Here is a 14,191-nt window from a genome sequence, read left to right on the forward strand (position 1 = left end):
GAGCTCCTTCAGCTGAGGGACAGGGAGGTGGCGGTGAGCACGGCGCCGGTGGAGACCAGCTCCACCACCGCCTCGATCTCCGGGGCCAGGTGCCGGTCGGGTCCGGGGCCGGGGACGCCGGCGGACCGCAGCAGGTCGCGCACCGCGCCGGTGGCCGCAGCCGGGGCGAGCGGCGCGCGCAGGTCCAGCGCGCGGGCGGCGGTGAGCACCTCGATGGCGAGCACCCGGGTCAGCCCGTCGACCGCCCGGCGCAGCTTGCGGGCGGCGTGCCAGCCCATCGACACGTGGTCCTCCTGCATCGCCGAGGAGGGGATCGAGTCGACGCTGGCCGGCACCGCCAGCCGCTTGAGCTCGCTGACGATCCCGGCGGCGGTGTACTGGGCGATCATGTGCCCGGAGTCGACGCCGGCGTCGTGCGCCAGGAACGGCGGCAGGCCGTGGCTGCGGGCGGCGTCGAGGAACCGGTCGGTGCGCCGCTCGCTCATGCCGGCCACGTCGGCGACGGCGATGGCGAGGAAGTCCAGCACGTAGCCGACCGGGGCGCCGTGGAAGTTGCCGTTGGACTCCACCCGGCCGTCGAGGGTGATCACCGGGTTGTCGACGGCGGCGGCGAGCTCGCGGTCGGCGACGGCGGCCGCGTGGCCGAGGGTGTCCCGCGCGGCGCCGTGCACCTGCGGGGCGCAGCGCAGCGAGTAGGCGTCCTGCACCCGGGTGCACTCCGGGCCGCGGTGGCTGGCCATCACCCCGCTGCCGGCCAGCAGCGCGCGCAGGTTGGCCGCCGAGGCCGCCTGGCCCGGGTGCGGCCGGAGCGCCTGCAGGTCGGCGGCGAACACCGCGTCGGTGCCCAGCAGCGCCTCGACGCTCATCGCGGCGGCGACGTCGGCGGTGGTCAGCAGCCGGCGCAGGTCGGCCAGCGCCAGCAGCAGCATGCCGAGCATCCCGTCGGTGCCGTTGACCAGCGCCAGTCCCTCCTTCTCGGCCAGCTGCACCGGGACGACGCCGGCGTCGGCGAGCGCGTCGGCGGCCGGGCGCGGCACCCGGGCCGCGTCGCGCACGGTGCCCTCGCCCATCACCGCCAGGGCGACCGCCGACAGCGGGGCCAGGTCACCGGAGCAGCCCAGCGAGCCGTACTCGTGCACGACCGGGGTGATGCCGGCGTCCAGCAGCGCGGCGTAGGTGCACGCGGTCTCCGGCCGCACGCCGGTGCGGCCGGTGGCCAGGGTGGACAGCCGCAGCAGCATCAGCGCGCGGACCACCTCGCGCTCGACCTCCGGGCCGGAGCCGGCGGCGTGCGAGCGGATCAGGCTGCGCTGCAGCTGCGCCCGCTGGGCGACCGGGATGTGCCGGGTGGCCAGCGCGCCGAAGCCGGTGGAGACGCCATAGTGCGGCCGGTCGTCCCCGGCCAGCCGCTCGACGACGTCCCGGCTGGCGGCGACCGCGGCCAGCGCCTCGTCGGCCAGCCGGACGCCCCAGCCGTCCCGGGCCACCCGGACGACGTCCTCCGGGGAGACCGGACCGGTGCCGACGACGACCTGCGGGGTGCCCATGCGCCCATCGCACACGCTCGGGGGACCCGGTCACCAGAGCCGGACGGCCACTGCTGTCCGGGATACCGGACACTTCAGCCGGGTGGGTGGCCGTTGATCCGCCGGGTCAGCTCCGCGGCGGCCCGGCCCACCCGGCGGGCCAGCTCGGCGCGGCCGCCCTCGTCGACGTCCGCGGCCGGGAAGGTGACCGCGACGGCGGCCGCCGGCCGGGCGGCGTGGTCGTGCACCGCGGCGGCCACCGACGCGAAGCCGGGGGTGACCTCGCCGTCCTCGCCGGCGTGCCCGGCCCGGCGGACGTCGGCCAGCAGCCGGCGCAGCTCGGACAGCCGGCGCGGCCCGGAGCCGTGCCGGTCGACGAACGCCGTCCCGTCCGGGAACAGCGCCCGGACCTGGGCCGGCGGCAGGTCGGCCAGCATCGCCCGGCCGCTGGCGGTGAGCTGGGCGGGCAGCCGGACCCCGACGTCGGTGACCAGCGGCGGGCGGCCCGGCGCGCGCTGCTCGACGACGTACAGCACCTCCCGGCCGTGCAGCACGGCCAGGTGCGCGGAGTGGCCGACCGCGTCCACCAGCCGGGCCAGCACCGGGCGCGCCAGCCGGGCCAGCGGCTCCTGCCGGGAGTAGGCGCTGCCGATCTCGAAGGCGCTCACGCCCAGCCCGTAGCGCCGCTCCTCGGGCAGGTGGACGACGAATTTTGCGTTGACCAGCTCGGCGAGCAGCGCGTAGGTCGTGGACCGGGGGAGCCCGAGGTCCCGGGCCAGGGCGGCGGCCGGCACCGCGCCGGGCTGGCGGGCCAGCGCCTGCAGCAGCGCCAGCACCTGGGCCGCGGCGGGCACCCCGGCGCGCTGCGGTCCGCGCTGGTCGGTCACCGGCTCCGGCACGGCCGGCAGCCTAGTGTTCGCACCCCGCGGGCCCGGCCGGAGCGGTGCCGCACGATGCAGGGGAGCACGCCGTGGAGATGAAGCTGGAGCTGGTACCCGTCCCGGTCACCGACGTCGACCGGGCGGTGGCCTTCTACGCCGGGCAGCTGGGGTTCGTCGTGGACGTCGACGTGCGCCCGGCCGACGGGGTGCGCGTGGTGCAGCTGACCCCGCCGGGCTCGGCCTGCTCGATCGGCCTGGGCACCGGCCTGGCCGCCTACGAGGCGGCGCCCGGGTCGGTCCGCGGCCTGCACCTGGTCGTGGCCGACATCGCCGCGGCCCGGGCCGAGCTGGTCGGCCGGGGGGTCGACGTCGGGGAGGTCACCGACGTGGGCGGTGGGGTGCTGTACGCCGCGCTCGAGGACCCGGACGGCAACACGCTCACCCTGCAGCAGATGCCCTGGCGCACCGGTCCGGCCTTCTGAGCCCTCAGCGGGCCGGGCCGGGCCCGAAGTCGCCGAACGGCGCGGTGGGCACCGGGGCGATCGGCGTCTCGGCCAGCGGCCGGCCGGCCGCGTCCAGGGTGCGCACCGAGCGGGCGCCGTCGGTCATCGGCACCACCGTGCCGCCGGCGGTCAGCGGGAGCGGCGCGAGCACCTGACCGCGGCCGCCCAGCAGCTGCGCCGAGGCGGCGGCCGGGGGAGCGGTGACCACCAGCCAGCGGCCGTCGTCGGTCTGGCCGAGGCCGGGGAGGGCGACGTCGCAGGTCCGGGCGACGGTCAGGGTGGCGACGTCGGTGACCCCGGGCGGTGTCTGCACGCCGCAGGAGACCGCGCCGCGGTCCACCCCGGCCCAGGTGGTCACCACCAGCGCCCCGCCGGGGCTGTACGCGACCAGCACCGCCACCCGTCCGGTGCCGCGGCTCAGGGGCACCTCGGCCGACCAGAGCAGGTCCGGCTGCAGCCCGGCCGGCTCGATCCCGAGCGGCACGGCGAGGTCGAGGAGCGCGGCGTCCACCAGGTGCCCGTCGCTCGGCGGTGTCCCCGGGCGGAGCAGGGCCAGCCCGGCCACCGGTGCGGGCTGCACCGCGCCGCCGCCCAGCCAGTCCGCGGCCGAGCGGTAGACCTCCCGGCCGCCCCGCTCGACCCGGACGCTGACCGCGGAGCCGACCGTGGTGGTCCGGGCCGGCACCACGGCCACCCCGTCCGCGGCGTCGACCGGGGTGTAGGTGCGGCCGACCGTGCCGCGCGGGCCGGTCATCAGCCGGTCGGACACCGCGACCGCGTCGCCGGGCGCGGCCACGACCACGAGCCTCTGCGTCGCCCGGGCCGCCGAGCAGCAGGGCCAGCGGCCGTTCCCGGCCGAGCTGGACGGGCAGGTGCGGCACCAGGTCCGCGGCGGCCGCGCCGACCGGTCCGGTCAGCCACACGCCGCGGAAGTCCTCCAGGACGGTGCCGACCACCAGCGCGACCCGGCCGTGCGGGGTGTCGGCGGCGAACACCACCTCGCGGTCCGCCGGCGGCGGCGCCTCCTGCGCGCCCCAGCCGACCGAGCGCAGCGCGTCGAGGAAGACCGGGTCGCCGGCCAGCGAGCCCCGGGTCGGCCCGGCCAGCACCGGGACGCCGGGCACGGGCGGCGTCGGCCGGGCGGCGACGGGGGTGGCCGACGGGGTCGCCGTGGTCGGCACGGGGTCGGGCGCCCAGCGGGCCAGCGGGACGGCGACGCCGACCACCGCCAGGACGGCGACCGCGGCACCTGCCAGCCGCCGCCGGGCGCCGGCGCGGCGGGCCCGGACGTCGGCGACGGCGGCGTCCGCGTCCAGCCGCCACGAGCCGGGCGCGCGCGCGAGCCGGACGAGCTGGTCGGCCAGCCGCTGCTCCGCCGGGACGTCGGGGGCGGCCCGCTCGAAGGCGCTGGGCTGCAGCGCCGGGGCCAGCAGCGCCAGCCCGCGGGCGGCCTCGGCGGCCACCTCGGGCACCGGGCAGCGCAGCAGCTCGGCGATCCGGGCGTCGGGCAGGTGGCCGTGCCAGCGCAGCACCACCACGGCCCGGGTGCGCGCGGGCAGCTCGCGCAGCGCCCGCGCCAGGTCGGGCCCGGGATCCGGGGCGGCGGACGGGCGGAACGGGTCGGGCAGCTCCTCGATCACCTGCTCGGCGCGGCCGAGCCGCGCCCACCGGCTGGTGGCCAGCCGGACCAGGGCGGCCAGCTCGGCGGAGCCCGGGTCACCGGAGCGGCCGCGGACCCGGGTGAGCGCACGCTGGACCAGCTCCTCGGCGGAGGCCCGGTCGCCGGTGAGCAGCAGCGCGGTGCGCAGCAACTCCGGCCGCCGGTCGGCCGACGGGCGGGGGACGTCGTCCACACGTCCTCCTCGGCTCGGTGGTGCGGTGTTCGGATCCGGCACCGGTGCCGGTTCGCTCCCCATGGTCCGTCATGGCGGCGGACCTTGACCGCCCGAGCGTGTAACGCTGTAATCAGGGAACCGACGGCGGGAGCCGACATGATCGTCGAGTACATCCGGTACCGGGTGCCCGAGGAGCGCCAGGCGGCGTTCCCCACCGACTACGCGCGGGCGGCGGGCGTGCTGGCCCGGGCGCCGCAGTGCGTCGACTACGAGCTCAGCCGCAGCGTCGACGAACCCGCCTGCTGGGTGCTGCGGATCACCTGGACCTCGGCGGCGGACCACCTGGAGGGCTTCCGGGGCGGCGACCTGTTCGGCGAGTTCCTCGCCGCCGTCCGGCCCTACGTGCCCGACATCGAGGAGATGCGGCACTACGAGGCCACGGCGGTGCGCGGCCCGGGCGGCGCGGTGCCCACGCTGCACGACTGGGCGGGCGGGACGGCGGCGCTGGAACGGCTGACCCGGGTCTTCTACCGGCGCGTCCTCGCCGACGACCTCGTCGGCCCGCTGTTCGCGCACATGGACGACGAGCACCCGCGGCACGTGGCGATGTGGCTGGCCGAGGTGTTCGGCGGCCCGGACCGCTACACCCGGGAGCGCGGCGGGTACCCGGCGATGCTCGGCCACCACCTGGGCAAGGCGATCACCGAGCCGCAGCGCCGTCGCTGGGTCTCGCTGCTGCTGGACTCCCTCGACGAGGCCGGGCTGCCCGCCGACCCGGAGTTCCGGGCGGCGTTCGTCGGCTACGTCGAGTGGGGCACCCGGCTGGCGCAGACCAACTCCCAGCCCGGCGCCGCGGTGGTGCGGGCGGCGCCGGTGCCGCGCTGGGGCTGGGGCGTCGCCCCGCCCTGGACCGGCTGAGGGTCAGTACGTCGCGGCCAGCCGGGCGAAGCCCTCGGCAAGCGTGACCCGGGGGCTCCACCGCAGCACCGCGCGGGTGCGCCGCTGGTCGAACCAGTGCGCGGTCGAGAGCTGCCCGGTGAGGAAGCGGGTCAGCGGCGGGGTGTCCCGCCGCTGCGTCGCGGCCCAGACCGCCTCGACCGCGGCCCCGGCCGCCCAGGCGACACCGACGGGCACCCGGCGGCGCGGCGCGGGGACCCCGGCGGCCCGGCACAGCCGGGCGATGACCTCGGCCACCGGCCGCGGCTCGCCGTTGGAGACCACCAGCGCCTCGCCGTGCGCCGGGACGTCGACGGCGGCGACCAGGGCGTCGACGGCGTTGTCCACGTAGGTCGTGTCGATCAGCGCGGCCCCGGAGCCGATCACCGGCAGCCGCCCGGCGCGGGCCCGCTCCACCACCCGCTCCACGAGCTGGGTGTCACCTGGGCCCCAGACCAGGTGCGGCCGGACGACCAGCACCGCGAGCTCGGGTGAGTCGGCGGCCAGCGCCGCGGTCTCGGCTACCGCTTTGGACCGCGCGTAGTGCCCGCGGGCCCGCTGCGGGTCGGCGGGCCCGGCGCCCACGCCGACCAGCGCCGACCCGCCGTGCGCGACCGAGGGGGAGGAGACGTGCACCAGCCGGCGGACCCCCGCCTGCTGGCAGGCGGCGACCACGGTGCGGGTGCCGGTGACGTTCGCGCGCTCGTACTCGGCCCAGCGGCCGGTCACGTCGACCTTGGCGGCCAGGTGCAGGACGGCGTCCTGCCCGGCGACCGCGGCCCCGACCACCGCCGGGTCGGCCACGTCGCCGAGCACCTCGCGGCAGGCCAGCCCGGCGGGTGGCCGCTGCAGCACGGTGACCTCGTCGCCGCGCTCGGCCAGCGCCCGCGCGGTGGCCCGGCCCAGCATGCCGCTGGCGCCGGTGACCAGCACCCTCACCGGCGGGCGCCGGCCAGCAGCCGGGCCGCCTGCCCGGCCACCGCCCGCCGGTCGACCTTGGACTGATGCCGGACGTCCACCGGCAGCCGCCGGGTGACCAGCACCGCCGCGACGTCGGCGCCGGCGGCCGCGCGCACCGCGTCGGCCAGCTCCGGGCCGGCCAGCCCGAGCCGGCGCGGACCGCCCGTCGCCGGGACGACGACCGCCACGACCACCTGCGCCCCGGCCGGGCCGACGCCGACCACGGCGGCGGCGGACACGGCGTCCAGCGCCTCGACCCGCTGCTCGACGCCCACCGGGGTGACCACGCCCGCGGCGGTGGTGACCACGTGCGGCAGCCGGCCCTCGACCCACAGCCGGCCGGCGTCGTCGAGGTGGCCGACGTCGCCGGTGCGGTGCCAGCCGGCGTCCCGGGAGGAGGCGCGCTCGGTGATCCACAGCGCGTCGTAGCGGTCCTTGACGTGCGGGCCGCGCACGCACACCTCGCCGGTGGTGCCCGGGTCCGCGGTCAGCGGGCCGTCGGCGACGCCGAGCGGGGTCAGCGGGCTGACCCGGACCTCGACCCCGGCCAGCGGCCGGCCGACGCAGACGCCGTCGCCCGGCCCGGCGGCCGCGATCTCCTCGGCGGTCACGTCGGTGACCGGCAGCGCCTCGGTCATCCCGTACGGGGTGTGCGCCTCGGCGGCCGGCAGCACCGCCCGCAGCTCGGTCAGCAGCCGCAGCGGCACCGGGGCGCCGGCCGACATGAGCAGCCGCACCCGGCCCAGCGCCGTCCGCTGCTCCCCGGTCAGCCCGGTGGCGGTGGCGGCCACCCGGCGGAGCGCGGCCGGGGAGGCGAACACGACCGTGCCCCCGACCGCGGCCGCGGCGTCGGCCAGCTTGGCGGCGGTGAGCGACGCGGGTGCGGTCACGTCGACGTCGGGCACCGCGGAGCCGACGCCCAGCGCCGGCCCGAGGATCGCGAACGGCGCGAAGGCGGCGACCAGCCGGTCCTCGGGGGTCAGCCGGTAGGTGCTGCGCACCAGCTCCAGCTGGGCGAGGGCCTGCCGGTGGGTGTAGACGACGCCCTTGGCCGGCCCGGTCGCCCCGGAGGTGAACAGCACCGCGCAGTCGGCGTCGGCCGCGGCCACCGGGGGCGCGGCCGCCGTCGCGCCGCGGGCCTCCAGCCCGGCGAGCGTGTGCTGGGCACCGAGCCCGCGGCCGGTGGTGATCCGCAGACCGGGGAGCCGCATGACCCGGGCAGCGGCCAGCCCCTGCGCGCTGCCGATGACGGCGTCGACACCGGCGCTGCGCAGCGCCCGGCGCATGCCGGCCAGCCCCAGGCCCTTGTCCGCGACGACGATCACGCCACCGGCCCGCCAGACGGCGTAGACGCAGGCGGTGAGGTCGGCCGAGGGCTCGACGAGCAGCGCCACCCGGTGCCCGGGCCGGACGCCGGCGTCGGCCAGCCCGGCGGCCAGGCGCTCGACCCGGCGGTGCAGCTGCGCCCAGCTCACCGTGGCACCCGCCACCTCGACGGCGGCGGGGGAGTCGTCGTCGGCCCGGGCGGTCAGCGCCGACCAGAGGTGCCCGGTGGGCGGCTCCGCCGGAGCTGCCGGCTGGGCCGGGGCGTCCAGGTCGGTGACCCACTGCGCGATCGCGTCGGCGTACTGCGGCGCGTCCTCGGGCATCAGGTGCGAGGCGCCCTCGAAGCGGTGCAGCTGGGCCTGCGGCAGCCGCTCCCGGAGGTCGGCCAGGTAGCGCTCGCCGAACACCGGGTCGCGCGGCCCCCACATCAGCAGCGCCGGGACGTCGAGGTCGCGGATGCCCTCGGCGACCTGCTCCTGCGCCGACCGCGACGGGTGGTCGGGGGAGAAGGGGATGTCGGCCACGAAGTCGCCGACCGAGCGCCGTCGGGCCGGGGAGCCGTAGGGCGCGGCGAAGGCGTCGCGGACGGCGGCGGGCAGCGGCGGCCGGGACAGCGCCGTGGTCGCCCCGACGAAGACCGGGGTGCCGACGGTGACCGCGGCCCGCACCCCCGGGGCGTGCGCGAGCCGGATCAGGGCGGGGCCCAGGTCGCCCTCGGGCATGGCGACGGCGGTGTTGCCGAGCACGACGCCGCGCAGCTGGTCGCGGTGCTGCAGCGCCCAGCCCAGGGAGATGACGCCGCCCCAGTCGTGCCCGACGGTGACCACCGGGCCGGTGACCCCGAGCGCCGCGGTGAGGTCGCCGAGGTCGGCGATCCGCTGGGCCAGCGGGCGCGGGCCGGTCAGCCGTTCGGAGAAGCCCATGCCGAGCTGGTCGGGGGCGATGACCCGCCAGCCGGGGGGTGCGGCGGCCAGCAGCCGGCGCCACAGGTAGGACCAGGTGGGGTTGCCGTGCACGCACAGCAGCGTGCCGACCGGTTCGGGGACCCCGTTGTCGAGCAGGTGCCACTCGTGCTTGGTGCCGGTGGCGTCGGCGACGGTCAGGTGCCGCGACCAGGCGGGGTCGAGCCCGGGCAGGCCCGGCGGGACGGTGGGGGGTGCGGTCACCATTCGATCTCGAGGCAGGCGGTGTTCAGGCCCGAGCCGACGCCCATGAGCAGCACCCGGTCGCCGTCGACCAGCGCGTCCTGCTCGGTGGCCAGGGTGAACGGCACCGACGCCGGACCCAGGTTGCCCCGGGTCGGGAAGGTCTTGGGCACCCGGGACTCGTCGATGCCGAACTTCTCGCACATCGCGGCGGTGTGCACCTTCGAGACCTGGTGCATGACGTAGCGGGACATGCCGCCGTGCCAGTCGAACTCCTGGCCGGCCTCGGTCCACATGTCCACGCCGAGCCCGATCCCGGCGTCGAGCAGGCCCTTGAGGTCGGTGCGCATCATGTCGTTGTCACCGACGCACAGCTCGTGGTGCTCGGTGCCGGCCCGGCTGACCGAGCCGACCATCCGGTGGCCCTCCGGGTGCTGGTCGGTGCGGCCGAGCACCATCGCGACCGCGCCGCAGCCCAGGGTGAGCGTGGCGAACTGGGAGAGCACGTCGCGGGCCACCGTCTCCGGGCGGTTGAGCCGGTCGATGGTGCGCTCCTGGACCGACCGGGCGTCCTCGCCGTTGACGATCAGCGCGTGGTCGACCAGCCCGGAGTCGATCATCGCCGCGGCGAGCTCCATGCCGTTCATGAAGCCCAGGCAGGCGTTGGTGACGTCGAAGTTCTGCGCCGAGCGGGGCAGGCCGAGGGCGTCGTGCACGGCGCTGGCGGTGGAGGGCTCGAGGTACTTCCGGCTCACCGAGGTGTTGATCATGACGCCGATGCCGGTGGGGTCGACGCCGCTCTCGCTGATCGCCTTGGCGCCGGCCATCGCGGCGCCGTCGACGAAGGTGACGCCGTCGGCCCACCACCGGCGCTCGCGGATGCCGCACAGCCGCTCGAGCAGGCCCGGGCGCAGCCCGACCCGGCGGTAGGTGTCGACCAGCTGGTCGTCGAGGTCGTCGGAGGTGACGACCTGGGAGGCGTCGGCCGTCTGCACGGTCAGGATGCTGGTGTTGCGGAAACGGTGCGTGGCATTGCCACTCATGGGCGGGTCCAGTCGTCGGGAGGGCCGACTCTTCCACGTGCGCCGCCCTGCTCCGCCAGCCAGTACCCGGCTCGGCCACCGGTATGCCGCACGCCGTCCACCTGCGTGTTGGCTCCGTCACGTCACCCGGGCGCGCCGACGGTGGGTTTGGCACCACCGATCCCGCGGGAACCCGGTGGCCCATGGACGCCGAGATCTCCCTGCGGGTCGACGGGGAGGCCCACCGGCTGACCGTGGACACCCGCACGACGCTGCTCGACCTGATGCGCGAGCGGCTGGGCAACACCAGCCCGAAGAAGGGCTGCGACCACGGCCAGTGCGGGGCCTGCACGGTGCTGCTGGACGGCGAGCGCTCGCTGAGCTGCCTGGCCCTGGCGGTCGCCCATGACGGCGTGGAGGTCACCACCGCCGACGGCCTGGCCCCCGCCGGCGAGCTGCACCCGGTCCAGCGCGCCTTCCTCGACCGGGACGCCTTCCAGTGCGGCTACTGCACGCCCGGCCAGGTCTGCTCCGCGGTGGGCGTGCTGGCCGAGGTCGACCGCGGCTGGCCCAGCCACGTCACCGAGGACCTCACCGGCGACGTCGAGCTCTCCGACGCCGAGGTGTCCGAGCGGATGAGCGGCAACCTGTGCCGCTGCGGCGCGTACGCGAACATCACGCCGGCCGTGCAGGACGCCGGCGGCGCGCGGTGAGGCCGTTCGCCTACGGGCACCCCGGGGACGTCGCCGAGGCCGTGCGGGACGTGGCGGCCGAGCCGAACGCCGTCTTCCTGGCCGGCGGCACCAACCTGGTCGACCACCTCAAGCTCGGCATCGCGACCCCCGACCTGGTCGTCGACGTCCGCACCCTCACCTCGCGCGAGATCACCGACCTGCCCGACGGCGGCCTGCGGCTGGGGGCCGCCTCGACCAACAGCGAGGTCGCCGCCGACCGCCGCGTCCGCGAGCGCTACCGGGTGCTCGCCCAGGCGCTGCTCGCCGGCGCCACCGGCCAGCTGCGCAACATGGCCACCACCGGCGGCAACCCGCTGCAGCGCACCCGCTGCGTCTACTTCCAGGACGTCACGACGCCGTGCAACAAGCGCGAGCCCGGCTCGGGGTGCTCCGCCGTCGGCGGCTACACCCGCTACCACGCCGTCCTCGGGGTGGACGCCGCCCTGCCCGACCCGGCCGCGCCCGAGACCTGTATCGCCGCCCACCCCTCCGACATGGCGGTGGCGCTGGCCGCGCTCGACGCGCAGGTGCAGGTGCTCGGCCCGGCCGGCGCCCGCACGATCCCCTTCACCGAGCTGCACCGGCTGCCCGGCGACGACCCGTCCCGGGACACCACCCTCGAGCACGGCGAGCTGGTCACCGCCATCGACCTGCCGCCGCTGCCGGCCGGCACCCGGAGCGCCTACCGCAAGGTCCGCGACCGGGCCTCGTACGCGTTCGCGCTGGTCAGCGTCGCGGCCGTGGTCCGCGGGGACGACGTCCGGATCGCCCTCGGCGGGGTCGCCCACAAGCCGTGGCGGGCCACCCGCGCCGAGGAGCTGCTCCGCGGCCGGCCGCTCACCGCCGACGCCGTCCGCGCCGCGATGGACGCCGAGCTCGCCGCCGCCCAGCCGCAGCCGGGCACCGACGGCGGCAACGGCTTCAAGATCCCGCTGGTCGCCCGCACGGTGGCCGCCACCCTGCGCGAGCTCACGGAGGCCCAGCCATGACCGATCTCCTCGAGCCGCGCGCGATCGGCCAGGCGCTGGTCCGCCGCGACGGCGAGCAGAAGGTCCGCGGCACCGCGACCTACGCCTTCGAGACCCCGGTCGAGCACCCGGCGTTCGCCCACCCCGTCCAGGCGACGATCGCCCGCGGCCGGGTGACGGCGATGGACACCGCCGCGGCCGAGGCGCTCGACGGCGTCCTGGTCGTCCTCACACCGTTCAACGCCGAGCGGCTCGCGTCGACCGAGGACCAGGAGTACGCCGTCCTGCAGTCGCCGGACGTCGCGTTCCGCGGCCAGCTGATCGGCATGGTCGTCGCCGAGACGTCCGAGCTGGCCCGGCAGGCCGCCGACGCGATCACCGTGACCTACGCGGAGCAGCCGCACGACAGCGAGCTGCGCACCGACCGGACCGACCTCTACGCGCCGGAGAAGGTCAACCCCGGCTTCGAGACCGACACCGCCGAGGGCGACGTCGACGCCGCGATGCGGTCCGCCGCGGTCACGGTCGACCACGTCTACGAGACGCAGATGCTGCACAACAACCCGATCGAGCCGCACGCCACCACGGCGCTGTGGGAGCCGGATGCCGACGTGCCGCTCACCCTCTGGGACTCCACCCAGGGCGTGCACCCCGACCGGGCCGCGGTCAGCGAGGTGTTCGGCCTGGCGGAGGAGCAGGTCCGGGTCGTCTGCCCCTACGTCGGCGGGGGCTTCGGCTCGAAGGGCAACCCGCACGCCAACGTCATGCTCGCCACCATGGCCGCCCGGGCGCTGCCCGGCCGGCCGGTGAAGTACGCGCTCACCCGGCAGCAGATGTTCTCCCTGGTGGGGTACCGCACCCCGACGATCCAGCGGATGCAGCTGGCCGCCGACCGCTCCGGCCGGCTGCAGGCGATCGCCATCGACGTCGTCGAGCAGACCTCGAGGATCAAGGAGTTCGCGGAGCAGACCGGGGTGCCCACCCGGATGATGTACGCCTCGCCCAACCGGCGGACGACGCACCGGCTGGCCGCGCTGGACGTGCCGATCCCCTCCTGGATGCGGGCGCCCGGCGAGTGCCCCGGCATGTTCGGCCCCGAGGTGGCTCTCGACGAGCTGGCCGAGGAGCTGGGCATGGACCCGGTGCAGCTGCGGATCGTCAACGAGCCCGAGGTCGACCCGGAGACCGGGAAGCCGTGGTCGAGCCGGCACCTCGTGGAGTGCCTGCGCGAGGGCGCGCAGCGCTTCGACTGGTCCGACCGCGGGCCCGGCCGGCGCCGCGAGGGCGACTGGTACGTCGGGTACGGCGTCGCGTCGTCGGTCTACCCGACCATGCGGCAGGCGACGTCGACGGCGGCCGTGCGCCACTCGAACGGTCGCTACACGGTCGAGATCGGCGCCGCCGACCTCGGCACCGGCGCCTGGACGGTCCTGCCGCAGATCGCCGCCGACGCGCTGGGCGTGGACGTCGCCGACGTCGAGGTCCGGATCGGCGACACCCGGTACCCGGTCGCCTCGGTGGCCGGCGGCTCGTCGGGCACCAACACCTGGGGCTCGGCGATCACCGTGGCCGCGCGGGAGTTCCGCAGCAAGTTCGGCACCGACCCGCACGACGGCGACGAGGCCACCGGGGACGTCGACCAGGCCTCGACCGACGAGGACCACGCCGCCTACGCGTTCGGCGCCCAGTTCGCCGAGGTGCGGGTCAACGCCGACACCGGCGAGATCCGGCTGCCCCGGCTGCTCGGCGTCTTCGCCGCCGGCCGGATCATCAACCCGCGGACGGCGCGGTCGCAGCTGATCGGCGGGATGACCATGGGCATGTCCATGGCGCTGCACGAGAACAGCGTCTTCGACACCCGGATCGGCCAGGTCCCCAACCACGACCTGGCCGAGTACCACATCACGGTCAACGCCGACGTCGGCTCGATCGAGGCGCACTGGCTCGACGAGCACGACCCCTACGTGAACGTGATGGGCAGCAAGGGCATCGGCGAGATCGGCATCACCGGCACCGCCGCGGCCGTCGTCAACGCCGTCCGCCACGCCACCGGCGTCCGGGTCAGGTCGCTGCCGGTCACCCTGGACAAGGTCCTGCCGGGCCTGGACTGACGCGGCAGAGGGACGTCCGCAGGCCCGGTCACGGGCCTACGGTTGCGGACGGAGCTCCCTGCGACCACGAGGACCCGTCATGACCGTCACCCTCCCGGTGCTGCCGGTCCGCCTTGACAGCCCCGACCGGCGGGCCGCCCGGGACCGCCGGCGGGCCGCCGCCGACGCCGGCCGGGCGGCGGCGGCCCGGGCCGAGCTGCACGGGGTCCTCGACGTCCTGGTCGCCGCCCGCGCCCTGCTGGCC

General features: G+C 77.0%; 12 protein-coding genes. 6 read left to right on the forward strand and 6 right to left on the reverse strand.

Annotated elements, in window-relative coordinates:
* Positions 1–8 precede the first annotated feature (8 nt).
* The gene (gene hutH, locus MODMU_RS10715; RefSeq protein WP_014740250.1) at positions 9–1,547 is read right to left on the reverse strand and encodes a histidine ammonia-lyase; all 1,539 of its coding nucleotides are present in this window, start codon (positions 1,545–1,547) and stop codon (positions 9–11) included.
* Positions 1,548–1,621: 74 nt separating this feature from the next.
* Entirely contained in the window at positions 1,622–2,425 is an 804-nt protein-coding gene (locus tag MODMU_RS10720; protein WP_014740251.1) for an IclR family transcriptional regulator, read from the reverse strand.
* Between the two features lie 77 nt (positions 2,426–2,502).
* Here MODMU_RS10720 and MODMU_RS10725 point away from each other — a divergent pair, with 77 nt between their 5' ends.
* A complete protein-coding gene (locus MODMU_RS10725; RefSeq protein ID WP_193375784.1) occupies positions 2,503–2,889 on the forward strand; it encodes a VOC family protein in 387 nt (128 codons plus the stop codon).
* A gap of 4 nt (positions 2,890–2,893) precedes the next feature.
* Here the strand turns inward: MODMU_RS10725 and MODMU_RS10730 are convergent, their stop codons facing one another.
* Positions 2,894–3,706 carry a hypothetical protein gene (locus MODMU_RS10730; protein WP_166503450.1) on the reverse strand — a complete coding sequence of 271 codons (813 nt, stop codon included), beginning with the start codon at positions 3,704–3,706 and terminating at the stop codon, positions 2,894–2,896.
* A gap of 149 nt (positions 3,707–3,855) precedes the next feature.
* On the opposite strand from MODMU_RS10730, the gene MODMU_RS28450 reads away from it, so the two are divergent.
* Entirely contained in the window at positions 3,856–4,851 is a 996-nt protein-coding gene (locus MODMU_RS28450) for a hypothetical protein (protein ID WP_041795175.1), read from the forward strand.
* A gap of 50 nt (positions 4,852–4,901) precedes the next feature.
* On the forward strand, positions 4,902–5,663 hold the full coding sequence (locus tag MODMU_RS10740) for a group II truncated hemoglobin (RefSeq protein ID WP_014740255.1): 762 nt from the start codon (positions 4,902–4,904) through the stop codon (positions 5,661–5,663).
* Between the two features lie 3 nt (positions 5,664–5,666).
* Here the strand turns inward: MODMU_RS10740 and MODMU_RS10745 are convergent, their stop codons facing one another.
* Genes MODMU_RS10745 through MODMU_RS10755 form a run of 3 tightly spaced genes read right to left on the reverse strand, consistent with a single transcriptional unit; the run spans position 5,667 to position 10,155 of the window.
* Positions 5,667–6,620, reverse strand: coding sequence for an NAD-dependent epimerase/dehydratase family protein (locus MODMU_RS10745; protein ID WP_014740256.1), 954 nt, complete (start codon positions 6,618–6,620; stop codon positions 5,667–5,669).
* Entirely contained in the window at positions 6,617–9,136 is a 2,520-nt protein-coding gene (locus tag MODMU_RS10750) for an alpha/beta fold hydrolase (protein ID WP_014740257.1), read from the reverse strand. Before MODMU_RS10750 ends, MODMU_RS10745 begins: the two co-directional genes overlap by 4 nt.
* Complete coding sequence (locus MODMU_RS10755; RefSeq protein WP_014740258.1) at positions 9,130–10,155, reverse strand: 3-oxoacyl-ACP synthase III; 1,026 nt, start codon at positions 10,153–10,155, stop codon at positions 9,130–9,132. Before MODMU_RS10755 ends, MODMU_RS10750 begins: the two co-directional genes overlap by 7 nt.
* A gap of 182 nt (positions 10,156–10,337) precedes the next feature.
* Between MODMU_RS10755 and MODMU_RS10760 the strand changes: the two genes are divergently transcribed.
* Genes MODMU_RS10760 through MODMU_RS10770 form a run of 3 tightly spaced genes read left to right on the forward strand, consistent with a single transcriptional unit; the run spans position 10,338 to position 13,947 of the window.
* Positions 10,338–10,847: a 2Fe-2S iron-sulfur cluster-binding protein gene (locus tag MODMU_RS10760; protein WP_014740259.1), complete on the forward strand. Its 510-nt coding sequence runs from the start codon at positions 10,338–10,340 to the stop codon at positions 10,845–10,847.
* Positions 10,844–11,857, forward strand: coding sequence for an FAD binding domain-containing protein (locus MODMU_RS10765; protein WP_014740260.1), 1,014 nt, complete (start codon positions 10,844–10,846; stop codon positions 11,855–11,857). Before MODMU_RS10760 ends, MODMU_RS10765 begins: the two co-directional genes overlap by 4 nt.
* Positions 11,854–13,947, forward strand: coding sequence for a xanthine dehydrogenase family protein molybdopterin-binding subunit (locus MODMU_RS10770; protein WP_014740261.1), 2,094 nt, complete (start codon positions 11,854–11,856; stop codon positions 13,945–13,947). The genes MODMU_RS10765 and MODMU_RS10770 overlap by 4 nt, the downstream gene beginning before the upstream one ends.
* Positions 13,948–14,191: the final 244 nt, after the last annotated feature.

The sequence above is a fragment of the Modestobacter italicus genome (genome assembly GCF_000306785.1).
Classification (GTDB): domain Bacteria; phylum Actinomycetota; class Actinomycetes; order Mycobacteriales; family Geodermatophilaceae; genus Modestobacter; species Modestobacter italicus.